The sequence below is a fragment of the Trichlorobacter thiogenes genome (assembly GCF_900167465.1).
Classification (GTDB): Bacteria; Desulfobacterota; Desulfuromonadia; order Geobacterales; family Pseudopelobacteraceae; genus Trichlorobacter; species Trichlorobacter thiogenes.
Genome location: NZ_FUWR01000001.1, coordinates 92371 through 117140 on the forward strand (window position 1 = coordinate 92371; position 24770 = coordinate 117140).

At 53.8% G+C, this 24770-nt stretch carries 24 protein-coding genes; 12 read left to right on the plus strand and 12 right to left on the minus strand.

Annotated features, from left to right (window positions below):
• The first annotated feature begins 144 nt into the window (after positions 1–144).
• Together B5D39_RS00430 and B5D39_RS00435 are read left to right on the plus strand one after the other, a co-directional pair.
• The gene (locus B5D39_RS00430) at positions 145–2205 is read left to right on the plus strand and encodes a sensor domain-containing protein (RefSeq protein ID WP_078788411.1); all 2061 of its coding nucleotides are present in this window, start codon (positions 145–147) and stop codon (positions 2203–2205) included.
• Between the two features lie 68 nt (positions 2206–2273).
• Entirely contained in the window at positions 2274–5171 is a 2898-nt protein-coding gene (locus B5D39_RS00435) for an EAL domain-containing protein (RefSeq protein ID WP_078788412.1), read from the plus strand.
• Positions 5172–5182: 11 nt separating this feature from the next.
• Here B5D39_RS00435 and B5D39_RS00440 read toward each other — a convergent pair whose 3' ends face one another.
• Positions 5183–7024 carry a TIGR04442 family protein gene (locus B5D39_RS00440; protein ID WP_078788413.1) on the minus strand — a complete coding sequence of 614 codons (1842 nt, stop codon included), beginning with the start codon at positions 7022–7024 and terminating at the stop codon, positions 5183–5185.
• A 55-nt stretch (positions 7025–7079) separates the two neighbouring features.
• Positions 7080–7835, minus strand: a complete 756-nt coding sequence (locus B5D39_RS00445) for a GPMC system MBL fold metallohydrolase (RefSeq protein WP_078788962.1) — start codon at positions 7833–7835, stop codon at positions 7080–7082.
• A gap of 87 nt (positions 7836–7922) precedes the next feature.
• Between B5D39_RS00445 and B5D39_RS00450 the strand changes: the two genes are divergently transcribed.
• Complete coding sequence (locus tag B5D39_RS00450) at positions 7923–8939, plus strand: GPMC system family 4 glycosyltransferase (RefSeq protein WP_078788414.1); 1017 nt, start codon at positions 7923–7925, stop codon at positions 8937–8939.
• A 68-nt stretch (positions 8940–9007) separates the two neighbouring features.
• On the opposite strand, the gene B5D39_RS00455 is transcribed toward B5D39_RS00450, so the two are convergent.
• Entirely contained in the window at positions 9008–9802 is a 795-nt protein-coding gene (locus tag B5D39_RS00455; RefSeq protein ID WP_139366631.1) for a hypothetical protein, read from the minus strand.
• Positions 9803–10018: 216 nt separating this feature from the next.
• Between B5D39_RS00455 and B5D39_RS00460 the strand changes: the two genes are divergently transcribed.
• Complete coding sequence (locus B5D39_RS00460) at positions 10019–11101, plus strand: threonine aldolase family protein (RefSeq protein ID WP_078788415.1); 1083 nt, start codon at positions 10019–10021, stop codon at positions 11099–11101.
• Between the two features lie 78 nt (positions 11102–11179).
• Here B5D39_RS00460 and B5D39_RS00465 read toward each other — a convergent pair whose 3' ends face one another.
• Genes B5D39_RS00465 through B5D39_RS00475 form a run of 3 tightly spaced genes read right to left on the minus strand, consistent with a single transcriptional unit; the run spans position 11180 to position 13726 of the window.
• Positions 11180–11590: a chemotaxis protein CheW gene (locus B5D39_RS00465; RefSeq protein ID WP_078788416.1), complete on the minus strand. Its 411-nt coding sequence runs from the start codon at positions 11588–11590 to the stop codon at positions 11180–11182.
• Positions 11587–12873: a methyl-accepting chemotaxis protein gene (locus tag B5D39_RS00470; protein ID WP_078788417.1), complete on the minus strand. Its 1287-nt coding sequence runs from the start codon at positions 12871–12873 to the stop codon at positions 11587–11589. The genes B5D39_RS00465 and B5D39_RS00470 overlap by 4 nt, the downstream gene beginning before the upstream one ends.
• Positions 12874–12883: 10 nt before the next feature.
• Entirely contained in the window at positions 12884–13726 is an 843-nt protein-coding gene (locus B5D39_RS00475) for a CheR family methyltransferase (RefSeq protein ID WP_078788418.1), read from the minus strand.
• Positions 13727–13958: 232 nt separating this feature from the next.
• Here B5D39_RS00475 and B5D39_RS00480 point away from each other — a divergent pair, with 232 nt between their 5' ends.
• Complete coding sequence (locus tag B5D39_RS00480) at positions 13959–14753, plus strand: hypothetical protein (protein WP_078788964.1); 795 nt, start codon at positions 13959–13961, stop codon at positions 14751–14753.
• Entirely contained in the window at positions 14750–15574 is an 825-nt protein-coding gene (locus tag B5D39_RS00485; RefSeq protein WP_078788419.1) for a C40 family peptidase, read from the plus strand. The genes B5D39_RS00480 and B5D39_RS00485 overlap by 4 nt, the downstream gene beginning before the upstream one ends.
• Here the strand turns inward: B5D39_RS00485 and B5D39_RS00490 are convergent.
• The gene (locus B5D39_RS00490; RefSeq protein WP_078788420.1) at positions 15571–16323 is read right to left on the minus strand and encodes a uracil-DNA glycosylase; all 753 of its coding nucleotides are present in this window, start codon (positions 16321–16323) and stop codon (positions 15571–15573) included. The two genes, B5D39_RS00485 and B5D39_RS00490, sit on opposite strands and share 4 nt — an antisense overlap.
• Positions 16324–16374: 51 nt before the next feature.
• Here B5D39_RS00490 and B5D39_RS00495 point away from each other — a divergent pair, with 51 nt between their 5' ends.
• Positions 16375–17313: a zinc dependent phospholipase C family protein gene (locus B5D39_RS00495; protein ID WP_078788421.1), complete on the plus strand. Its 939-nt coding sequence runs from the start codon at positions 16375–16377 to the stop codon at positions 17311–17313.
• On the opposite strand, the gene coaBC is transcribed toward B5D39_RS00495, so the two are convergent.
• Positions 17287–18498, minus strand: coding sequence for a bifunctional phosphopantothenoylcysteine decarboxylase/phosphopantothenate--cysteine ligase CoaBC (gene coaBC / locus B5D39_RS00500; protein WP_078788422.1), 1212 nt, complete (start codon positions 18496–18498; stop codon positions 17287–17289). The genes B5D39_RS00495 and coaBC overlap by 27 nt on opposite strands.
• Before the next feature lie 4 nt (positions 18499–18502).
• Positions 18503–19129: an MBL fold metallo-hydrolase gene (locus B5D39_RS00505; RefSeq protein ID WP_078788423.1), complete on the minus strand. Its 627-nt coding sequence runs from the start codon at positions 19127–19129 to the stop codon at positions 18503–18505.
• Positions 19130–19219: 90 nt separating this feature from the next.
• On the opposite strand from B5D39_RS00505, the gene B5D39_RS00510 reads away from it, so the two are divergent.
• Entirely contained in the window at positions 19220–19411 is a 192-nt protein-coding gene (locus B5D39_RS00510; RefSeq protein WP_078788424.1) for a ferredoxin, read from the plus strand.
• Between the two features lie 23 nt (positions 19412–19434).
• Entirely contained in the window at positions 19435–19593 is a 159-nt protein-coding gene (gene rd, locus B5D39_RS00515) for a rubredoxin (RefSeq protein ID WP_078788425.1), read from the plus strand.
• Positions 19594–19631: 38 nt separating this feature from the next.
• Here the strand turns inward: rd and B5D39_RS00520 are convergent, their stop codons facing one another.
• On the minus strand, positions 19632–20696 hold the full coding sequence (locus B5D39_RS00520) for a pyridoxal-phosphate-dependent aminotransferase family protein (RefSeq protein WP_078788426.1): 1065 nt from the start codon (positions 20694–20696) through the stop codon (positions 19632–19634).
• Between the two features lie 234 nt (positions 20697–20930).
• On the opposite strand from B5D39_RS00520, the gene nrfD reads away from it, so the two are divergent.
• The 3 genes from nrfD to B5D39_RS00535 are packed head-to-tail and all read left to right on the plus strand — an operon-like array spanning position 20931 to position 23348.
• On the plus strand, positions 20931–22139 hold the full coding sequence (gene nrfD, locus B5D39_RS00525) for an NrfD/PsrC family molybdoenzyme membrane anchor subunit (RefSeq protein WP_078788427.1): 1209 nt from the start codon (positions 20931–20933) through the stop codon (positions 22137–22139).
• A 40-nt stretch (positions 22140–22179) separates the two neighbouring features.
• Positions 22180–22932: a 4Fe-4S dicluster domain-containing protein gene (locus B5D39_RS00530; RefSeq protein WP_078788428.1), complete on the plus strand. Its 753-nt coding sequence runs from the start codon at positions 22180–22182 to the stop codon at positions 22930–22932.
• A 35-nt stretch (positions 22933–22967) separates the two neighbouring features.
• A complete protein-coding gene (locus B5D39_RS00535; protein ID WP_078788429.1) occupies positions 22968–23348 on the plus strand; it encodes a cytochrome c3 family protein in 381 nt (126 codons plus the stop codon).
• A 79-nt stretch (positions 23349–23427) separates the two neighbouring features.
• Here the strand turns inward: B5D39_RS00535 and B5D39_RS16885 are convergent, their stop codons facing one another.
• Entirely contained in the window at positions 23428–23598 is a 171-nt protein-coding gene (locus B5D39_RS16885) for a hypothetical protein (RefSeq protein WP_153304297.1), read from the minus strand.
• Positions 23599–23606: 8 nt separating this feature from the next.
• The gene (gene trxB, locus B5D39_RS00540; RefSeq protein ID WP_078788430.1) at positions 23607–24566 is read right to left on the minus strand and encodes a thioredoxin-disulfide reductase; all 960 of its coding nucleotides are present in this window, start codon (positions 24564–24566) and stop codon (positions 23607–23609) included.
• Positions 24567–24770 lie beyond the last annotated feature (204 nt).

Genomic DNA, 24770 nt, shown 5'->3' on the forward strand with positions numbered 1-24770 from the left:
CTCAGCCAGAACATGACAACAAAAACAGCGTCAAATAACCGGCTAAAGGTTGACTTCATTACAATATTTAAATACTATGATTCGCACATATCATCATCTCGCTCTATCCCCGTTGGACTGATTATACGTTAAAAGGGTTCAGCCATGTTCAACACCACCACACCCTACAAACAGGTATTTTCAGCCATACCGGCCCCTGTAATCATACTGGACACGCACGGGCATTTCGCCTTTGCCAACAAGGCCGCCTACAAAATCCTCCCCACCTGCATCCCGCTCTCAGACGGCGTAAGCTGCACCCCGCCGGATTGGCTTGCCGTTGAAATAGACAGATTCCTGAAACATCAAAAAGATGAACACACCTTTGAGCATTGTCTGCAACTGGACACAGACGATCGCCATATTCAATTCACCCTGACCCGTCTTGACCAGGACAAACAACAGAGCGGCATCCTGATCACGCTGCACGATATCAGCCGACACAAGCGGGCCGAACAGGCCTTGCGACTAAGCGAAGAACGCTACCGTATGCTGGTTGAGCACCAAAGTGATCTGGTGGTCAGGGTTGATACCGACGGCAGACTGCAGTTTGCCAGCCCCTCATTCTGCATGGTGTTTGGCATTGATGAAGAGCATCTGGTGGGCAGGGAGCTCTGCCCGATCATCAACAATAGCGGCCAAGGCATGATGAAAGAGGCGATGAAGCGACTGGATTGCTACCCGACATCCTGTTATTACGAGATCAACTCCCAAACCCTGGACGGCCCCCGCTGGATCGGCTGGGCCATGAAAGGAGTGGTGGACGAGAAAGGCAAGATCGAAGCCATTGTCGGCATTGGACGAGACATAACCGACCGAAAAAAGGCTGAAAAAGAGATACTTCAGCTTGCCCATTACGACACCCTGACCGGCCTACCCAACCGCAGCCTGCTCCATGACCGACTATCCCAGGCCATCACGTTATCCAGTCGCAATGGTTCGTCACTGGCCGTACTTTTCCTCGATCTTGATCGTTTTAAACATGTAAACGATGCCTTTGGACACCAGATTGGCGACCTGCTGCTGCAAGAGGTCAGCCGCCGTCTGAATAGCTGCGTTCGCGCCACTGACACGGTTGCCAGGATTGGTGGCGATGAGTTTGTAATTATCCTGAGCAGCCTTGTCAAATGCAGTCAGGCCGGCTCCGTGGCATCCAAAATCATCAACGCCATGAGCCATCCGTTCCAGCTGGGCGGACATGAGCTGTATAGCGGCGTCAGCGTCGGGGTTGCCCTCTTTCCCGCAGACGGTACCGATGTGGATACCCTGCTTAAACATGCCGACATTGCCATGTATCAGGCAAAGGAATGTGGCCGCGGTACCTTCAAGTTCTTTTCACCGGATCATAACGAAAAAATGGTGCAACGGATGCAGCTTGAGCAGGCGCTGCGCCGGGCCATCGAAAATCAGGAACTGTTTCTGGATTACCAACCGCAGATCGATAACGCCACCGGCGCTATCACCGGCGTTGAAGCGCTGGTACGCTGGAATCATCCCCAACTTGGCCTGTTACAGCCCGGCCTTTTTATAAGCATCGCCGAAGACACCGGGCTGATTATCCCGCTGGGAGAATGGGTGTTGCGAACAGCCTGCCACCAGGCAAAGGCCTGGCAACGGGCAGGTCATCGCCAGCTGCGGATGGCGGTTAATATCTCGCCACGCCAATTTCAGCAGCGGGGGCTGATGCCGATGATTGATACGATTCTTCAGGAAACCGGTTGCGACCCCAAAACCTTAGAGCTTGAGCTGACCGAAACCACCCTGATGGACAACCCCGACGAAGCCGCTGCTCTGCTCAAGGCACTGAAACGTCGTGGTATCAGCCTGGCCATAGATGACTTCGGCACCGGCTATTCATCACTCAGCCACCTGAAACATTTCCCCATTGACCGCCTTAAAATCGATCGTTCCTTTATCAACGACCTGACCCGCAGCCCTGAAGACGGTGCCATTGTCGAAGCGATCATTGCCATGGCCCACCGCCTGCATCTGGAGGCAGTGGCCGAAGGGGTTGAATACCGTGATCAGTGCACCATGCTCCACAACTGGGGCTGCACAACATCCCAGGGCTTTCTTTTCAGCCGCCCTCTGCCTGCCCCTGATCTGACCAGCCTGCTTGCTTCCGGCCAGAACAACGTGGCCTTACCGATTGCATTGGCACCTTGAACCGGCGAGCATCCGATTGACAGCCCACCCTCCAGCGTCTAGTATGTCTTTAGCATCAGGAGGCACCTATGACGCAGGCTTCAGGCAGCTATATACAGGTAGTTGAAGCACTCCCGACACCGATCCTGCTTCTCAGGCAGAACGGCATCATCCTGCATGCCAACGCTCCGGCAACAACCTTGCTGGAGACACTGGAAGGGATCACCCCCCAGGCAGATTTCACCCTTGCTCCCTGCTGGATTATGGATGAGCTTGAGATCTACCGTTTCCAAGGCACTGATTGCCATCAGGCGGAAAAAAGCCTGATCAACACCACCAACAGTCATTCCTTTATTCTGATCAGCATCAAACCCCTGAAAACCAGCACTGACGACCTGCTGCTGGTAACCATCAACGACCTTTCCAAGCTGCACCTGATAGAAGATGGCCTGCGCCAGCTGGTGGAAGGGGTCTCCGAGGCAACCGGCGAGCGTTTTTTCCAGTTTCTGGTGCTCCACCTGGCAAAGGCGCTGGATGCAGACTTTGCCTTCATCGGCGAGTTCGTGGACACCGAGCGGACCACCATTCAGACTGTTGCAGTTGCTGCCGACGGCGCCATACATGCAAACTTTACCTTTCCGCTGCTTGACACCCCCTGCGAACAGGTGTTGGCCAACGGCCTGAAGATTTACCCTCAGGGGGTTCCCGAGCTGTTCCCCCTTGATCACCTTGCCCTTGAAATGGGGGTTGAAAGTTACATCGGCATCCCCCTGATCAGCTCACACAAGACCACCATGGGACCAATGGCGGTCTTTAGTCGGCGCCCGATCCGTGAGAGCCATCTGGCAGCATCCATGCTGCAGATTTTTGCGGCACGGGCTGCATCTGAATTGGAACGTCTGCAAGCAGAACGGGTGCTAAGAGAGACAGAGGCCCGCCTTAAGACCATTGTTGACTCAGTCCACACCGGCATCCTGGTGATTGACCCCCAAAACCACCGGATTGTTGATGTCAATGAAATAGCCGCCTCCAGCCTGGGAAGAACCAGGGAAGAGATGATCGGGACATCGTGTCATCGCTTTATCTGCCCCAATGAGGAAGGACAGTGCCCCTTTACCGACCTGCACCAGACACTGGACAATGAGGAACGGGACCTGATCCGGGCCGATGGTAGCAGGCTATCCGTAATCAAGACCGTCAGCCGGGTAGTGCTGGATGGCCGTGAACACCTGTTGGAAAGTTTTGTCGATATCAGCAGACGTAAGCAGGTTGAAAACAAGCTCAAGGAAAGCGAAGAACGCTACCGGATGTTGGTGGAAAACCAGGCGGATCTGGTAATCAAGATTGACATGGACGGCATCCTGCGCTTTGTCAGCCCCTCATTCTGCAAACTCTTTGGCCAGACAGAAGAGGAGCTACTTGGTAAACCGCTGATGCCGGTCATTCTGCCGGCCGAGCAGCTTTCACACAGTACCGGCTTTGAGCGGATGATCTGCCATGACACCAGCTACTACCGTGAGTACCTATCCCAGACAGTGGAAGGAAAGCGCTGGATCGGCTGGGCCCTGCGGTGCATTATGAGTCCGGCAGGCCAACCAGAAGCGATTGTCGGTATGGGCCGTGATATTACCGACCGCAAAGAGGCTGAAACCACCATCGAAAAGCTGGCCTACCACGATCCGGTCACCGGTCTGCCCAACCGGACCCTGCTGTATGACCGGCTGCAACTGGCGATCAATCGTGCTGAGCGGGACAATCAGGGTGTGGCAATCCTGTTCCTTGATCTGGACCGTTTTAAGGCGATTAACGACTCGCTGGGACATGCCATTGGTGACGCGCTTTTAAAGCAGGTGGGCAATCGGCTGCTTGACTGCGTCCGCTCATCAGACACGGTAGCCCGGCTGGGTGGCGACGAATTTGTGGTACTGATCTCTGCCCTGGAAAATGACCATGCAGTGGGCAGCGTGATTATGAAAATCCTTGAGCAGCTGGCAGAGCCGTACCGAATTGAAGAACATGAGGTCTACTCCTCTTCCAGCATCGGGATTTCGATCTATCCACGGGATGGACGCGATGCTGAAGAGCTCTTGAAAAATGCTGATATGGCCATGTATCAGGCAAAAGAGGCAGGCCGCAACACCTGTCACTTCTTCTCGCCTGAGCTGAACATGCGGGCAACAGAGCGGCTCTTGCTGGAAAACACCATGCGGCGGGCTTTGGAACGGGAAGAGTTTTTCCTGGCCTATCAACCCCAGATGGAGCTTAATTCCGGTCATGTAGCAGGAATTGAAGCGCTGATCAGATGGCGGCATCCTGACCTGGGCATTGTCCCCCCCAATAATTTTATTCCGATTGCAGAAGAGACCGGCCTGATCGTCCCCCTTGGTGAGTGGGTGCTGGCTGAGGCCTGTCGGCAGGGGGTACGCTGGCAGCAGGAAGGACACCCGCCCATACGGATAGCAGTGAACGTCTCGGCACGTCAATTCAGGCAAAAGAATCTGGGGACGCGCATAGAGAAAATACTGGAGGAAACCGGCTTCAATCCTGAATTTCTTGAGCTTGAACTAACCGAGAGTGCGGTGATGGAAAACCCGGAAGAGGCGATCCTGACCCTTCGGCAGCTTAAAAAGATGGGGATTACGCTCTCAATCGACGACTTTGGTACCGGCTACTCATCCTTGTCGCACCTGAAACACTTTCCGATCGACCGTCTCAAAATCGACCGTTCATTCGTCAAGCACGTCACCCGCGACCACAACGACGCCACCATTGCCGAGGCGATTATTGCCCTGGCCCACAGTATGAACCTGACCGTTGTTGCCGAGGGGATTGAGCATAGTGAGCAGATGGAGTTCATGCACCAGCGCAGCTGTGACACCATGCAGGGCTACTACCTGTCACGACCGGTAACCGCCGATGAATTTGGTTCGTTTCTCAAAAGGCTGGGGGAATCAGACGGCAAGGCCCATGGCCTGCTGGGAGGATGAAAAACTCGTACCTATAAACCTTGCCTGATTTGATACATCTCCTCCAGATCCAACCCATTCTGCTCATAGTACTCCCGCTCCAACTCCTCCACGTAAAAACGATCCAGACCGGCATTGGCCAGGAAATCCTCCCGTAGGACCGCGTTTTTCTCGGCGATGATGGTTGGCAGCAGGGACTGCAGATAGACCGCTTCCTTCTGTATGGTGGTAACCGTTTCCTGAAAGACGTGATCAGGCAGGTTTACAGCCAGTTTCTTGCGGGCCTTCAGCTCTTCAAGCACCTCGCGGCGCAGGACATCCTGCTCGGCCTTGGTAGCGTAGCTTGAATAGAAATTGCGCACCCGATGACGTACCAGCTCCAGCACCATCAGATAGAGTCGTTCTTCCTGATCAACCGCGATCAAGCGTTTTTGAAGCTCTTCAATCCCTTGCATCTCTGCCTGAACCAGAGGCAGCCCCTCCAGCAGAATCGTCATTTTTGTCCGGCCAAAACGCCCCAAATACGGGTTATCAAACAGCTCTTTCGCAAACAGCTCTTCAAAACAGCCGGGGTGCAGGTTTTCAAAGGCAGCCCGATGCTCCAGCAGCCCCTGCAGCATCTCTTCGGTTATCCGCACATTTTCCATAAAGGCCAGCTGCCCGATCAGCGACAGGGTGCTGTCCAGACGATCAAGATAGGTAATGACATAGGAAAAGCCTTCCAACAGGGCTGGATCAGCACCATCTCTGATTTTTTCATCACATTCACGACTAAAATCAAGCATCAGGTGATCAAAATGATGGTCACGTGCTGCTATGGCCCATTTTTTTGCCTTTATCAAAATCAACATATCGTCACGGTCAATAGAGCTGTCAATCTCACTCTGATGCAGGAAGAATCCTTCCAGAATCTGGCGGGTCTGGGCGATATAGTCGGCCTCTTCAGTGGCCTCCTTCAAATCACGCCCTTTTTTGAGCAGTTCATCCAACGTAAAAAAGAGAGCGCCGGGTATCTTGTTTCGCACGGAAAGCGCCTTCAATCGGTTCAAACGGGCATTTTCCAGGGTGCTGATCTCGCCCCTGGCAGTACAGCCAATCAAAATACTGCGGTACTCATCAACAATCCGGCGGTTCAGGGGATGACGGTACATCACATCAATCCGCATCCGTTCCTGCTGGTAACGGTCGATCTGACGGGCAGTTGCCAGACTCGTTAAGCGGGCAAAATCATCGTCAGCAATCTTCTTGGAACGGAAATAGAGGGAACGGAACAGATCCCGGTAGGCCTTGTGATGGGTGTTGATCAGCTTGACAATAAACAGTTGGGCGCCTTCATCCTGCAGCAGTGGGAACAGTTCATCAACCAGCAGATCATCCCGTTCTTCACCAACTGCCGGAGTCCGCTTCAGGGTCTTACCCAGCAGGCGGACCAACTCCTGCTGTTGCTCACCCAACTTACGGGAAAGTTTGGGAGAATGAACAGAAAAGAAGTAGTTACAAACCGCATTGCCCTCAAAAAAGACGGTATCATAGGATTGATGTCCGCTGGTTTGCTCACTGAAGTGGAGAGCGCCACCCTCCTCTTCAAGGCAGGCACCATTCATAACCAGACGGTTGATGATCTCGGTCTTGGTCAGGTCAGAGGTTGGTTGTTCCACCCCGAACATATATTCGCAGAAATGGCCACCATTGCCTTCAAAACTGATCCCTTTTTGCCCCAGAATAAACTCATTGCCGGGTGAAAAGATCCTCAGCTCATCTTCTTCCTGAACAATATTAAAGAAGTAGCGTTGGTAGGCCTCAGTGCCAACCACCAACACAAAGTACTCTATCCCGTTGGCCAACTGCCCGTGGAGGCGTATGTCCTTCTGCATGATTCCCCCATCCAATTTCAGATCAAAAAGTCAGCACCCTGATACCGAATTGGCACTACAGATCAATCACCATACCATCATAGGCAAACTCTACACCACCCGGCAATTTCTGCCCTTCTGCGTGACTCACCTCATGGGTCAGGTGGGTAAGTATCGTCCGCCTGACCTGCAACTGACGCATCGCAGCAATAGCCCCTTCAATATTAAAGTGAAAGGGATGCGATGACCAGCGCAGGCCGTCAATCACTACTGTAACAACTCCCTGCAACAATGCAAGTGACGCAGACGGAATAGCGCTGCAATCGGTTAAATAGGCAAAAGAACCGATCCGGTAACCGCAGGAAACACCGGCACCATGTTCCAGCGGAATTGGAATAACCGGTAATCCGAATAGATCAAAAGGGCCGTTCATCGGATGAGGCTCCAGCAAGGGCGGGTGGGTCGCCCCTTCATCTTGCTGAAAAATATAGCCAAACCCTTTCTGCAAACGCTCCATGGTAGGCGGGCAGGCGTAGCAGGGAACCACCTGGCGATGCAGAAAATGAAACCCGCGCAGATCATCAATGCCGTTCACATGGTCAGCATGGGCATGAGTAAACAGCACCGCGTCAATCTGGGACACTTCTACCCGTAACATCTGGCTGCGCAGGTCGGTGGAGGTATCCACCAGGATGTTTTTATTCCCATGACAAATCAGCAGCGATGCCCTGCTGCGACGATCACGGGGGTCGGAAGAACTGCAGACCGGACAGCTGCAGCCAACCATGGGAACCCCGGTAGAGGTTCCGCTGCCAAGGATAATTATCTTCATAGGGGTGGCAGAATACCAGATGGCCAAGACACAGGCAAGGCGGTTTTCCCCCTTGCATCAGCCTGCATCAATCGCCATAATGTCACCATGCGTATTGCACTTTTCTGCCCCTTTTCCCAAGGCCCCACCAGAGGCAACATTACCAGCGTGCAGCGTATTGCCCGTCACCTGCAGATACATGGCCTCCAGACTGACCTGATATCCCTTGATGCAACTGATCTGCCCTTACGTCTGCAAAATCTGGTCGCAACGCCACCAACCCTGCTGCACGGTTTCCATGCCTTTCATGCCGGTCCACTGACCCGCACTACGGCCCAACAGCTTGGCCTGCCCTACCTGATCACCCTGACCGGCAGCGATCTGTTTGACCCTGCCCTACGCGACCATACAGAAACCAAGCTGGCTCTCCACGACGCAGCAGCTGTCACCTGCTTTGATCCACTGGTTGCAGGGCTGGCTAAACAGGCCTTTCCACAGATATCCCCTAAACTGCACGTCATTCCCCAAGGGGTAGAGCCGTTTCAGGAGACGATACCTGCTGAAAAACCCTCGAATAGTTTCGTAATCCTGTTGCCTGCTGCGCTACGACCGGTTAAAGGGATTGCCAGTGCCATTGAGCAGCTTACCCCGCTTGCCCTTGAACACCCCCGGATACAGCTTTGGATAGCAGGCGGCGAGCTTGACCAACAGTATGCCGCCACCATTCACGCACAGGCCGCAAAGCTGCCGTGGGTCAAGCTCCTGGGTGAGGTACCGCATCAATCGATGGGGGCACTCTATGCTGCAGCAGACCTTGTCCTGAACTGTTCACAGTTTGAAGGCGGCATGGCCAATGCCCTGCTGGAAGCGATGGTCATGGGTAAACCGGTGCTGGCCCGGGATGTGCCCGGCAACCGCTCACTGATCCGCCACGGAGAAACCGGCTGGCTGTTTCTGGATGGAGAGGAGTTACGCGACCTGATCAGCCAGCTTATGGCTCATCCGACGCTACGCACTACGGTTGCAGCTCAAGCACAGCAACATGTTCTGGCACAGTATTCTCCCCAACGGGAAGCAGATTTACTGACTCAGCTGTACCGATCTCTGCTACCTGCCCAGACGTGAGACAACATAAATTAAAACGGGGAGCACAAGGCTCCCCGTTTCGGTTCATATTCGATGGTCTTTAAATCTTAGAAGTTGATATCCAGCTGGGTGGTGAAGGCAGGCTTGCCGCCAGGCAGGTCGCCAGCACCAGAGGGCTTGTAGAAGGGGTTGAAGAATACCGTGCCAACCAGCAGCGACACGTTCTTGCTGAATGCCCAAGAGCCACCTACAGATAGCGCTCCGTTGGCATTGTTGCCACTCATATAATCTACGGCCAGCCAGAGTTTGTCTGAAATTTCAGTCATGGACCGATCCCAGGATGCCAACATTCCAACGTTATTATTGTCGGGGTTAAACCCTGTTGCCAAAGCACGTTTAGCTCCATAATAACCGCCAGCTGAGAGTCGACCGATCACCGGCAGGGTCTTGCCTACCAGACCATAGACAATATTCTGCCGCGTAGAAACAGCAAATTCAGGCTTGTCGAAGGTACCCATATTATAGATACCTACTGCGAATGCAGGCATTCCCTTAATGCCAAAGGCGTCTTCAGGTGTCCCCATCTTGGCATTAAAATAGATTGGGTGTGCATCATAGGCATTATCGTTTTGCAAACTAGTGGTCAGATAATCAACTCCGATCTCAAGCTTCAAATTTTCAAAGGGAGAAACTCCAACTGTTACACCAGCATCATAGTAATTGGGACCCGCATCTGCCTTGGATGAAAATCTACCATAATAATCGATACCAAAGTTAACTTCTTTAAACCCTTTCACATCAGGGGATGGAATCCAGACCTGAGTGGATGGTGTTGCCAGGGCTGCTGATGCACAGGTAAGGGTCAGGGCTGCTGCCAGGATCATGCTGCGAACTGATTTCATAATTATTCCTCCTATGGGATGATTGGCACCTGCGTAAAGCGGTTTTAAATGCGCCGTTATTGACATTGCTGTAACAGTAAGCGTGCCAACAATGAGCACAAATTCAGTTGCAGTTATTTTGCATTTGATTACAATGTGTTACAAACAAGATCAATGAGGACCTGATGCACTTAAACGCACTGCGTCCGGCAGATGTGATTATTAATTCATCAATTGATGCTGCAATCTGCATCAGTTTGGAGGCATACCGTGCCCAACTATCTTGCATTTGCCAGTGACAACTACGCCGGGGTCTGCCCAGAGGCCTGGCAGGCCATGGCAGAGGCTAATTCCGGCTTTGTCAGCTCCTATGGTGACGATCCCTGGACCGCTCAAGCCTGCAGCCTGATTCGGGATACCTTTGAAACCGACTGTCAGGTGTTTTTCGTCTTTAACGGCACAGCAGCCAACTCACTGGCCCTGGCCTCGCTCTGCCAGTCCTACCACAGTGTGATCTGCCATGAGCTGGCCCATATTGAAACGGATGAATGCGGAGCCCCTGAGTTTTTCTCCAACGGCACCAAGATCCTGCCTGCCCCAGGGGCCGACGGCAAACTTGACCTTACTGCTGTCGAGCATCTGATTACACGGCGCTCTGACATCCACTATCCCAAACCACGGGTACTCTGCCTGACACAGGCCACAGAATTGGGCACCGTCTACAGCCCGACAGAGGTGGCTGCAGCAGGTGCATTTGCCAGACAGCATGGGCTGCGCCTGCAGATGGATGGCGCCCGTTTTGCCAATGCCGTTGCCTCATTGGGCTGTCACCCTGGCGATATCAGCTGGCGGGCAGGGGTAGATGTTCTCTGTCTGGGTGGCGCAAAAAACGGCATGGCTGTGGGAGAGGCGGTTGTTTTCTTCAAGAAAGATCTGGCGGAAGAGTTTGATTATCGCTGTAAACAGGCCGGACAGCTAGCCTCAAAGATGCGCTTTCTGGCAGCGCCATGGAGCGGGATGCTGCGAAATAATGCATGGCTCAAACGGGCAACCCACGCAAATCACTGCGCCCAAATTCTGGCAGAGCAGCTTCTGGGGATACCACAGGTAGAGCTTATGTTTCCGGTTCAGGCCAATGCAGTCTTTGTCAGCATACCGCAGGTCTTGATCGAATCGCTGCATCGGCTGGGATGGCATTTCTACAGTTTTATCGGAGCAGGAGGTGCCCGTCTGATGTGTTCATGGGCAACCGAGCAGAGCGATATTGAGGCGTTGGTGGGGGATATTACACGTCTGGCTGCAAAAAACAGAGGATGTTAGGAACGAGGATTTTTTGTACTGAGTGTGACAAGACATTTTGAAAATTGGTGTGCTCAGTACAAAAAAGACCGTTCCGTTCTAGCGGGCCATGGCGGCTGAGATCTCCTGAATTAACTCCACCGCATCCAGCAGTTCCGCCTTTGTGTCAGACGTCATCAGCCAGGTGCCATAGCTGTCCTGCTCAAGCCTGACCGGTGCTTCCAGCATGACGCTGGAAATCTGGCCAACCTGTAGTGCCAGTCCCCCCAGACGCTGGTCCAGTACCACCAGTTTCTCCGGTGCCGGTTCCGGTTCTTCCCCCAGATACCAGGCAAGGTCTATCACGGCTGCCACCACCCCGGCAGAGCGGGTAGCACCAAGACACCAGACCGGGGCGCGGGGTACCGGTGACAGGGTTCGTAGCTCACTGACCTCTGCCACCTGTTCAAGCGCTAGTGCGTATCTTCTGCTACCGGCCTGCATCAGTAGGAAACGACGCACCTCACTCATGCTGTTTCCACCAGTTCAACCGGCTCTTCCAACGTAAAACGCCGCACAAGTCGCTCCAGCTCATCGGCCAGCTGAGTCAACTCTCTGGTTGCCAGGGCCATATCCTGCATGGCAGCCAGCTGTTCTTCCGTTGCAGCCGAGACCTCTTCCGTGGCAGCGGCATTATCATCAGCCACCTTGGCGATCTCATCAACGGCATGTACCATCTTGCCGGAACTCTCAAGCTGCATCTGGGAGAGGTCGGCAATGCTGTTGGCCCGTCGCTCGGTCTCCTGCACACTGGCGATAATCTCAGCAAAGGCACCCGCCGTAATATCAACATTCTTTTTACCCTCACGGATAGTGCGGGAACTTTCCAACAGACTTTCATGTACCTTCTGGCTCTCATCCCGCAGAGTCACGATCAGGTCGGTAATCTCTCCGGCAGAATGAGAGGTGCTGTCAGCCAGTTTCCGCACCTCATCTGCCACCACAGCAAAGCCTTTACCGTACTCACCGGCCCGCACCGCCTCAATCGAGGCATTCAGGGCCAGCAGATTGGTCTGACGGGCCACCTCTCCAATAAAATCAGCAACCTTGCCCACCCGCTGCAGGCGCGTATTCAGCTGATCAAAACGGGCGCTAAGCGTCTCAATTCGTTCAAAAAAATCCTTCATCAGCAGCAGGGCATCACCGGCCAGATCAGAACCACGTTGGGCGGTCTGGCTGGTTTCACGGGCACAGCGGGAGCTTTCCCGCGCCCTGGATGCAATCAGCTCGATCGAGATGGCGGTTTCCTTGATAATACGGGAGCTACGCTCCACCAGTTCAGCCTGGGTCTCAGCGCCATGGGAGATCTGCTCAATGGCCCGGGCCACCTCTTCAGTAGAGGCGCTGATCTCCACGGCGGTACCGTTAATCTCCTTGGAGGCCCCTGCCAGTTTCGCTGAGCTGCCACGGATATGCCCCACCAGATCCCGCAGATTCTGAATCATCTGGTTAATGGCAGCGGTCAGTTCATGGGTTTCATCCGGCATACTGGTGGGTGGCAGCTGAATATCACAGGAGAGATCCCCCTGGCTGACCTCATGGGCAGATTCCGTCAGCATACTGATATTGCGGGCAAATCTTCGTGAAAAAAGCCAGCCCATGATCAGCCCCACCGTCAGGGCCACCACGATGGTCAAAAACTGGGTAACTCCGGGAGAATAACCCAGTGCCGATACAACCGGCGGTGCAAAGGCCACCACTGCCACAACGGCAACAAAGCCGAGGATAAATTTATACCCCAAGGGTACCCGCATGGTCATCTCCTCATCTGCGAGAGTAAATTCTTTCTGTTGGATCAAGGGTGGCAAACCTGGCCCGCAAAGGAGCCGGCATGCTTTCTGATTTGCCGAGTACCAGTATACCATCCTGCGGCAAAATATCCGCAAGCGCCTGCAGAATTTTTTCCTGGGCCGGACGATTAAAGTAAATCAGGGTGTTACGACACAGCACCAGGTCTGCCTGAGGGTAGTCAGCAACCAGTTGCAGGTCCATCTGCCTGAACCGGACCAACTGCTGCACTGCAGGGCAAAGTTTGAAGGAACCATCCTGCTCTGTAAAAAACCGCTCTCTACGTGCAGCAGAGACACCACGCAGCGTTGGATCTGCGTCATACAGTGCCTGTTCTGCCTGAGCCAGCGTACGACGGTCGATATCCGTTGCCAGAATCTCAAACTGCTCCCCCGCCACCTGCTCACCAAATGATTCTACAAGCAGTATGGCCAGAGAATACGGTTCTTCTCCGGCAGAACAACCGACACTCCAGATCCGCAGCGGACGACCAGCAGTGCGCTGCACAAGCGCAGGCAGCACGACCGTTTGTAACGTTTCAAACAGGGTGGGATTCCTGAAAAACTGGCTAACATGAATTGACAGTGACGTAACCAGCCGCTCCCGCTCTCCGGCATCTTGCTGAAGATAGCGCAGATACTGTTCTACATCCAGACAGCCACTGCGCCTGATCCGGGCAACAACACGCCTCTTGACACAGGATTCTTTATAGGCATCGAACAGTGGCAGGCCGGTCTGTTGAGCCAGCAGCACAAGGATTGCCTCGAGCTGGTCACAACTTAGTTCCGGTTGGGCTACCTGTTCTCCAAACAGCTCCATCAGCACTCCATCCGAGATACTAGCAGGTTGTGAAAAACGTTATGAGGAAGCACGGCTACAAGGCGCACGGAGCGCAGCGGCTGAGGCATAACAGACAGTTAGACGAAGAAGCGAGCACCGCGCAACGCCGTAGACGGGCTCCACAATAGTTTTTCAACAGCCTGCTAGTGGTGAAAAGCTTGATCACTGTTGTACCATGCAGTATCCTCACTCGCAACTGGACTGAATGATTATGAACCCTCAGGTTACCGATACGGCCTTTGATGATCTCCGGCTGATACAGCGCGGGCTGAACGGCAGCAAGGAAGAGCTGTTCAGCCTGATGGAGCGCCCCACACCGGACATCCTGCGGGCCGCCTTGCGCAATCCGGCCCTGGATGAAGCCCACCTGCTGGCGTTACTACGCCACACCGGCCTGCACCCGGATCTGTTTACCCTGCTGCACCAGCAGCATGAGCCCCCAGCCGCTAACTATCAGGTACTTTTTGCCCTGGTTCAACATGCCGAAACACCGGCCCATATTGTCAGTACGCTGCTGCCCAGACTGTATCTATTTGATCTACTTAAAATCTGCTCTACACCGGGAGTGCCACAGGACCAGAAGACGGCAGCTGAACGGGCTATCATCCAACGTGTTCCCACCCAGCCTTTAGGCAATAAATTGACTCTGGCCCGTAGAGGCACTGCAGCCATTGCAGAGGCGCTACTGAAAGAGGGACAACCGCAAGTAGTGGCAGCCTGCCTTGATAATCCTCACCTGAAGGAAGGTGCGCTGCATCAGTTTATCAACTCTGCTGCTGCCACTGCCGAGACCATCTCCCAGATCGCCCGGCACAACCGTTGGCAACACCGCCCGGAATTACAGCAGGCGATCCTGAAAAATCCCCGCACACCAGCCATCTGGTTTACCCTGTTTCTACCACGACTACCCCGCTCTGTGGTCAAGAACCTGGCCCTTTCGCCACGCCTGACACCGCAGCAGAAGCTGTTGGTTGCCGAAGTAGTTGGAGGTAAAAAGCCGTCATGATCCCACGTTGTCTAAGCATACTCGTAGCTATCTGCCTCCTCTGGCCACTATCGCTTGCCACTGCAGAGTCCCCCCGCTTTGCGATTGCCCGAAAACCAACCCCGGTGTTTAACAACCCGCAATCAGCCGGACCTCAGACAAAACTGCGCAAAGATCACTGCGGTCAAATGCGGCAGCTAGAGTTTATCGCCCTGCCCGGCACGGTATTTGAGGTAGTTGCTGTTCCAACTGGCATTCCTGGTGTACTGCAGGTACGGACCAATGACTATCAGGCACCGTCCGGCACCCAGTTGTATGTTGCGGCAGAGCTGTTGACACCGCAATTGGATACACCACCCGAGCGCAAACCGCAGCTGCCTGAAGCAGCAAAAATTATGCAACAGCTGCGCAGTGCAGTGGGACTACCCTATGTATGGGGTGGTAACCTGCGTAACGGCGTGACACTGGCTGGACAGCCACAGTTTGCCGGGCTGGACTGTTCAGGACTGCTGTACGAGGCTACCGATGGCTATACGCCCCGCAATACCGAGCAACTGGTGGATTTTGGCAAGCAAGTTGCCATTGAAGGGAAAAACATCCAGGAATTGCTACAGCAGCTGCGCCCACTTGATCTGATCGTCTGGAAAGGGCATGTCATCATTGTACTGGATCAAAAAACAGCAGTAGAGAGTATTCTGAACTGTAGCGGGGGGAGGGACGGCGTTGTGACAACCCCGCTGGAAACGCGGTTGAAGCAGCTACTGAAACAGCGCAGACCAGCCAACAGCTGGCCTGCCGGTGCTGGCAAATCAGCACATTTTGTGGTCCGCAGGTGGATTTAAGCTTTTTTCTTTTTCTCTGGCACCGGTAGTTTTAATTTGTGCAGCACTTGCTCCATATCGCTCCAGACATCCCAGTAATGCTGCTTGTTTTCCTTGTTATGCAGCAGGAACGAAGGATGAAAGGTAGGCATCACCGGGATACCGTGCCAGCTGTGGAACTGCCCCCGCATCCGGGAGATAGGCTCTTTGCTGTTCAGCAGGGTCTGGGCTGCAAAGGTACCCAGGGCCACAATCACCTCTGGCTTGATGATCTGCAGCTGCTGCGTCAGAAACGGCGAACAGGTGGCAATTTCATCTTTATGTGGATTACGGTTAGCTGGCGGTCGGCACTTAAGCACATTGCAGATATAGACCTGGGCGCGCTTTAACCCCATCGCCTCAATCAGCCGGGTCAAGACCTGACCTGCCTCCCCCACAAACGGCTGCCCCTGCCGGTCCTCATCTGCGCCGGGCGCTTCTCCCACAAACACCAGTCGGGCCTTTTCATAGCCTGCCCCAAAGACCAGGTTGGTACGCCCGTGGCAAAGATCACAACGCTGGCAATCACCGATCCTCTGACAGAGTTCAGCAAGGGTCTGAGGTCTGGCTGCTGGCACCTGCGCTGGCTGCTGCCGTAGAGGCTCCCGGTCGCCGGGCAGTTCAGCCTGCTGCACTGTTTCCAACGGCAACCCGTCAACACCGCTCTCTTCAAGCTCCTGCAGGTATTCTCGCACCGAAGCGTACATGGTCTGGGGGTGCAACCTGTTCATGGTACAAACCTCATCTTTGCTTTTAGCTTCATCCTGCAGTATGCTGAAACCATGCCTCTGTTGCTTCTGACATCTCTCTTGATTCTACTCTTTCCCGCCCTCAGTTTTGCCTGGGGTGGTGGCACCCATCTGGTGATCGGCCTTGACGTGCTGTCCCGACTCCAGCAGTTACCGACGCAGCTTGCAACCCTGTTGGGAAGCTATGCCAATGACTTTCTCTACGGTTGTCTGGCTGCCGACATCATTGTAGGCAAGAAACATACCCACTACCTGCTGAACTGCCACCGCTGGCGGATTGGGGCACGACTACTGCAATCTGCCCAGGATGATCCGCAACGGGCCTGCGCCTACGGCTATCTCTGCCACCTGGCAGCTGATGTGGTGGCCCACAACTACTATGTGCCGTACAAGACCATCCGCTCCTTCTCAACCATCGCCCTGCGGCACACCTACTGGGAACTGCGCTTTGAGGCATTTGTTGAGCCGCAGATCTGGGAGCGGGCCCAGGAGATCTGCCGGGCCGGGCTCCCCCATGATGATGCCCTGCTGCGCCACGTCATGGCCCCGACCCTGTTTTCCTTTGGCAACAACAAGCGGATCTTTAACTCTATTCTGCTGCTTTCACGGCTTGAGCGCTGGCAACTGCTGATCAAGGCACTTTCCACCCGCAGTCAGCACAGCCTAACCTTTGAAGACCGTCAAGAGTATCTGAAAGATACCATGGAAGTGGTGATGGACCTGCTGATCCACGGCGAGGAATCCTTCTGCTGGTCGGCTGACCCTACGGGAGAGGCTGCCCTGGAAGTTGCCCAGGAGATGCGCCGCCACCTGCGTTTTCTCTACAAAAGCGGTCGATTTACCCGTGAAGAAGGGATGGAGCGGGTTGAGTTCATCAAGCCGACCTTACAGCGATCAATCCACCATCCTGAACTACTGGCGATCCTGAAAGGGGCCTGCCACGAATCAAGCACGCCCTTTATTCTGCAGTAACTGCCCCACACGATCCAGAATCAGTTCTGCCAGTCGGGTCTTGGGCATCAACTCAAGCGGTTCCACCCGGCCATCCCGATACAACAGCCGGGCGATATTGGTGGACACATTGAAGCCCGCCCCTTCCTGACTGACATCGTTAGCCACAATCATATCAAGATTCTTGGCCGCCAGTTTGGCTGCGGCATTGTTCTGCAGATCTGTGGTTTCTGCGGCAAACCCCACCAGCAACGGCCGAGGATTCAACTGACCAAGTTGAGACAGAATATCGGGATTCTTTGCCAACTCCAGTGTCAGATTATCATCTTTTTTCTTTAGTTTATCGCCATTACGCAGCAAGGGGCGGTAATCTGCTACAGCTGCGGCCTTGATCACCACGCTACATCCTTCCGCACGGGTCATCACCGCCTCATACATCTGGCGAGCCGACACCACCCGTACCAGTTCAAGCCCTGGCGGTGGTTCCAGGCAGGTAGGGCCGCTGACCAGAATCACCTTTGCCCCACGGTGACGGGCTGCCTGTGCCAGTGCATAGCCCATCTTGCCTGAGGAATGATTACTGATATAACGCACCGGATCCAGCTCCTCCTGGGTCGGTCCTGCGGTCACTAGCACGGTCTCGCCGGCCAGATCCTGCTGGCTGAGCAAGGCACAGGCCTGATCAAAGATCCGTCCCGGCTGGGCCAGCCGCCCGCTCCCCTCCCAGCCACAGGCCAGGCTGCCGCTTTCAGCATCAACAAAGTGGTAGCCATGCCGCCGCAAGCGGGCTTCGTTCTCCTGGTAGAGCGGATTCTGATACATATTTACATTCATGGCCGGAGCCAGCAGCACCGGCGCCTTGGTGGCCATGACCGTTGTGGTCAGCAGATCATCGGCAATGCCATGGGCTATCTTTCCGATCACGTTGGCGGTGGCCGGTGCGATCAGCAGTAGGTCCGCCCGATCAGCCAACGAGATATGGCCAATCTCCCGTTCTTGATACAGATTGAACAGCTCTGTTGAGACCGGATTACCGGACAGGGTCTGAAAGGTAAGCGGCGTCACAAATTCCGTTGCGGCCTTAGTCATAATGACATGCACCTCGGCACCAGCCTTGGTCAGCAGCCGCAGCAGTTCCACCGCCTTGTAGACGGCGATGCCGCCGGTGACCCCCAATACAACAGTTTTTCCAGTCAATTCTGTCATGGTCTTAGTCCAGATACGGGTTATGGCGCTTTTCATGGCCAATGGTGGTGGTGGGACCGTGACCGGGATAGACCTGCACCTGGTCCGGCAGGGTAAAGAGCCGGTTCTTGATGGATTCCACCAGTTGCTGATGGGAACCGCCCGGCAGGTCAGTCCGCCCGACACCATCGGCAAACAGGGTATCCCCGGCGATCAGCTTGCTTTCCGCCTCCAGATAGAGACAGCAGCCCCCCTGGGTATGACCAGGGGTGTGAATTACCTGCAGCCGATGGGTGCCAAACTCGATCAGCATACCATCTTCCAGCAAGCGATCAGGTTGGGGAGAGTTTTCCCCCGGCAGTCCGTACATGGCTGCTGTCTTGGCTACCCGTTCCAGCATCGGGGCATCTGCCTGATGGATATAGAGCGGTGCACCGGTGGCCTGGGTCAGTTGGCGATTAGCGCCAACATGATCAAAATGACCATGGGTGTTGATAATTGCTGTAATAGTAAGACCACGTTGCTGCACCTGGGCAAGGATGCGCTCAGCATCATCACCGGGATCCACCACAACCCCCTGCCCGGTCTCTTCGCATCCCAGGATAGAACAGTTAACGCCCAATGGGCCAACAACTATCGTATCAAACAACATATCAGCTCACCTCTTGAGGTCTTATCTTAACTATGCCCACTTGCTGCAGCAAAAGTTTGGTGCTATGGTTTTCCAAAGGAGGTTCCAGCCATGGCAAAAAACGCGTTTGTTGATCCGGATTGTTGTATCAGTTGCGGACTGTGTGTCAGCATCTGCCCCGGAGCATTTAAGTTCAACGACTCAGGCAAATCAGAGTGTTATAATCAGGATGGCGCCACTGAAGCTGAAAAGCAGTCAGCCATTGACGGCTGCCCTGTCCAGGCGATCAGCTGGTCTTCCTGACCACCACGAAAAGGAGAAAACCGATGCAAAAGTATGTCTGCACTATCTGCCAGTATGAGTATGATCCCGCTGCCGGAGACCCTGACCACGGCATTGCCCCCGGCACTGCCTTTGAAGATATCCCGGCTGATTGGTGCTGCCCGCTGTGCGGCGCTGGCAAGGATGTCTTTGAAGAAGCGTAATATCTGTAGGGGCAGGTTTAAAACCTGCCCCTACTTCTTCAACGCAACTCTCCATCCAGAACCACCAGAAACTCTTCTAATTCAGCTGGTTGCATATCTCCCATATGGGCAATTCGGAAGGTTTTGCCCTTGATCTTGCCGTAGCCGTCATCAAAGGCATACCCTTTCTCTCCCAACTGTTTTTTTATTGCTGCCAAATCTACACCGCGACTGTTTGCCACACTGGTTAAGGTCACTGAGCGGGCACCTTCTGGCGCAAACAACTCAAATCCACGCTCCAATGCCCAATTTCTGGTTCGTTCAGCCATGCTGCTGTGCCGTTCCCAGCGTGCCTCCAGCCCCTCTGCAAAAAACCGCTGCAGCTGGCAATCAAGACCATAGATCAGCGAGATGCAGGGGGTTGAAGGGGTGTTATCCTTGTCATCATTGGCTGCAAATTCCATGAAATCAAAATAGTAGCCACGGTTTTCAACAGATTGCGCACGCTGCAGCGCCTTCTCGGTGGCAGTAAAGATGGCCAGGCCGGGCGGCAGGGCAAAGGCTTTCTGAACGCCAAAGATACAGCAATCAATCCCCAGCTCATCCAACGCAATCGGCATAGCGCTCATGGATGATACCGTATCAACAATAAACACCACGTCAGGATACTTGTGCATCACAGCGGCAATTTCCGGTAACGGTGACAACACGCCGGTGGAGGTCTCATTATGGATCATGGTGATACTGTCATACTTGCCGGTTGCCAGGGTTGCATCCACCAGCTCTGCAGTGATCGGCTGCCCCCAGGGGACCTTGATGGCATCGGCCTCTTTGCCACAACGCAGGGTTACATCGTGCCATTTATCAGAAAAAGCACCGTTACAGAAATTGGCACAGCGACCTTTGACCAGATTACGGATTGCCCCTTCCATGGCACCAAAGGCACTGGAGGTGGACAGGAACACACGACTTTCCGTCTTCATCAAGCGTTTCAGGTTTGTCTTTATCCGTCCATGCAGCTCAGCATATTCTTTCATCCGATGACCGATCATCGGCTGGGACATGGCAGCAAAAACCTCAGGAGTTACATTGACCGGCCCTGGAATAAACAGCTTTTTTGACATTATCGAACTCCAAATAGCATGTAATAATAGGCTGTTTCGCTATAGCAGAGCAGCCCCCCAAAGTCAAGGCAGCCTCATTGCAACACCCTTGCAACTAAAGCTGCAACACGTGCAACTACCCACAATCCTGTTGCTTTTCTGATTATGGCGTGCTAGTTACAGTAGAAATGCAACATTCAAAAACTTGAATCTGTAGCCTGACTCAGAAATCAGATCACAAAGGGGAATCGACGCATGGCACATCACCACACCACTCCATCTCTCAATGAGCTGGTCACCGGGGTAGCCAACCGGCTCAAGACAGCGGGAACCGGCTTCTACCTGATGGTCTTCATTGCCGCCGCCGTGGTTCTGGCCTCTGCCGGTACCGGCCTGATGGCTATGATTAAGGGACACGAGGCATACTACAATGTCTACCGCGAGGTGCCCTGGGGCGTCCTGATCGCCACCTACGTCTTTTTCGTTGTTAGCTCCACCGGACTCTGCCTGATCTCATCCATAGGCCACGTCTTTGGGGTCCAGGATTTCATGCCGATCGCCAAGCGCTCGGTATTCCTCTCCATCGCTACGATTCTCTCCGGCTTTTTCGTGATCGCCTTTGAGATCAAGCTCCCCTGGCGGATGGCCATCTGGAACGTGATCTCCCCCAACCTGACCTCCAACATCTGGTGGATGGGTACCCTTTACGGTATCTACCTGGCCTTCATGTTCGCCGAGTATATCTTCCTGCTGATGAACAAGCACCGCCCTGCTGTAATCTGCGGCTTCAGTGGTTCAGTGGCCGGTATTGCCGCCCACTCAAACCTGGGTGCCGTGTTTGGCCTACTGATGGGTCGCCCCTACTGGCAGGGTCCTTACATGCCGATTTACTTCATCGCCTCAGCCATGATGACCGGCTGTGCCGTTATTCTGTTTTTCCACATCCTCGGCTACAAGATCAACAAGCAGGAGATGTCCCCTGAAATGCAGCGTGCCCTTGAGGTTACCACCAAGATCGGCATCCTGCTGATCACCGTCATCCTGTTCTTCACCACCTGGAAACTGATTGCCGGAGCAGCTGGTCAGCCTGCCGGTGCCTACCCGGTTGTTCAGTCTGAAGTCTTCGGCCACCACGCCTTTGTGTTCTGGTTCTTTGAAATCCTGTTGGGGATGGTTGGCCCCCTGATACTCTTCATTCTATCTAAGGGGCGCAACCTTAAGCTGATGTTGATCGCATCGTTATCAATGGTAATAGGCATCTTTGTCATGCGCTTCAATCTGGTCTATCTCGGTCAATCTCTGCCGGTTTACTATGACCTGGGGGTTAATGAGTTCAAGGAAATGCTGCACTATGCCCCTTCCGTGTACGAGTGGATCATTACTGCTGGCGGCTTTGGCCTGACCGCCCTGCTGTTCCTGATCGGAGAAAAAGTTTTTGACGGTCACAAGGTTGAGGATCACTAGACCACACTACAGATCAATTACTACGACAAGGATACCAATCATGAATAAAAACATAGATCTGAACAATCTGCAGAACGAAGGGGTCGAAAACGTACCGATGCAGGAGCGCCGGGACTTTCTGAAGATGGGTCTGGCCATAACCGGCATCTTTGCCGGCGGCTCACTGTTTTCAGCGGTCTCAACCTTTAACAGCGCCCATGCCTCTGACTTTGCCAAGAAGTATCCCTACAAACCCCACTACAGCATGGTGATGCAACAGCACCGCTGTATCGACTGCGAACGCTGCATGGATGCCTGCGTGGCCACCAACCACGTCCCCAAAGTCCACGGTGCCTACCGGACTACCATTCTTGAGAAAGAAACCCCTGATGCGGTGGGTGGCAAGCGTGAGTTCATTCCGATTCTGTGCAACCAGTGCAACCTGCCACAATGCACCAGGGTCTGCCCAACCAAGGCGACCTACAAGGACAAGACCACCGGCATCGTGTTGATGGACATCAAAAAATGTATCGGCTGCCTGACCTGTCAGGAGGGTTGCCCCTACAATGCCCGCTACTTCAATGAAGAGAAAAAGGCGGTTGATAAGTGTAACTTCTGTTGGGATACCCGGCTTTCCAAGGGCGAGAAGGACACCGCCTGTGCCCATGCCTGTCCTGCAGACGTACGAATCTTCGGAGACCTTTCCAATCAGGAAGATCGGGTCTTCAAGATTGTGCATCAGATCGAAAAAGCGGTCTGGGTTTTGCGGCCTGAGGCAGGCACCCGTCCCAACGTGTTCTATACCAAAGGGTAACTAACCACTTCACTCCAAAACGAGGATTTTACGCTATGACGATACGTTCACTATGCATAACCGCTGTAGCCGCCCTGTCCCTGGCAGCCGGAGTTGCTGTTGCCGCCAGTTACCCTGAGGCCCCCATTGTCTATGACAAGCCGGTAAAAGGGGTAGTATTCTCCCACAAGACCCACGTTGAAAAAGGGCTGGCCTGTGATATGTGCCACAACCGCCTGTTTGAACAACAGGCAAAAAAGGCCCAGGAAAACAAGGACTTTGTGATGGAGTCACTCTATCAGGGCAAATACTGCGGCGCCTGCCATAACGGCTCACTGGCCTTTGCCTCCAATACCCGCTGTGCTACCTGCCATATAGGCGTAAAAGGCGAAGAGCGCTCTAAAACTGGCGGCAAGACAGAGAAAAAAGGCCACTAAGACTCGATTGCCATACACAATAAAGGCGCCTACCGTTTCCGGTGGCGCCTTTATATTTGAAGAACATTACCAACGTGTTCTACAGCTCCTCAAACTCTTCATCATCAGGACCGGTCTCATCATCTTCAAGCTCCCGATCCATCCGATCTTCTTTCAGGCCTTTAATAAAGCGCTGGTTCTCTTCCAGATTTTTGGCAATTTCCTGCAGCAACAGGTCCAGCCCTTCATCTTTAGGAGGATCAATACGCATGGTACAATCTACTGTCCAAGCCCGTCCAGAAAGCGCTCTGCATCCAAGGCCGCCATACAACCGGTGCCTGCCGACGTAATCGCCTGCCGATAGGTGTAATCCTGCACATCACCGGCAGCGAAAACACCGGGGACACTGGTCTGGGTGGCAAAGCCTTCAGAACCGCCACGGGTCTTAAGGTAGCCATCCTTCATCTCAAGCTGTCCGTCAAAAATACTGCTGTTGGGAGAATGGCCAATAGCGACAAACACACCGTCCAGGGCAATTTCCTTGGTTGAACCATCACGAACATCCTTAATCCGCATGCCGGTCACTCCCATGTCATCACCCAACACCTCATCAAGGGTATGGAACCATTCAATGGTCACCTTGCCTTCGGCAGCCTTGGCCTTCAGTTTATCAGCCAGGATCTTTTCAGATCTGAACTGATCACGACGATGAACAACCGTGACATGGCTGGCAATATTAGCCAGATAGAGCGCCTCTTCAACGGCAGTATTACCACCACCAATTACCGCTACTGGCTTGTTACGGTAAAAGAAACCGTCACAGGTGGCGCAGGCAGACACTCCCTTACCCTTGAACGCCTCTTCTGAGTCAAGACCCAGATAACGAGCTGAAGCTCCGGTAGCAATAATCAGGGCATCGCAGGTATAACTGGCACTGTCCCCCTGCAGCTTGAATGGACGCTGCGACAGATCAGTAGCGGTTATGGTGTCATAAATAATCTGGGTGTTGAACCGCTCGGCATGCTGACGCATCCGCTCCATCAGGTCCGGCCCCTGCACCCCTTCAAAGTCACCAGGCCAGTTATCAACCTCAGTGGTGGTGGTCAACTGCCCACCTGGCTGAAGACCGGCTATCATAACCGGGCTCAGGTTTGCCCGCGCTGCGTAGACCGCTGCAGTATAACCGGCAGGGCCGGAACCAAGAATAATCAGACGATGATGCTGTACTTCCGACGACATAGAACCTCCCAAAATAAAACTATCCCCTGCAGAATGTGCAGAGGATAGCAGGTGTCACCCGAAATGTCACCACTATGGCGTTTACTCGGCCTTAGCTCTCAAACCGGCTGCAATGTTGAAATCGATATCAATGACAATAGTCAGCTTATCTTTATCCGGGCTAGCCATCACTTCAAACAGCCGCTTATCAACAAAAAGACTCAA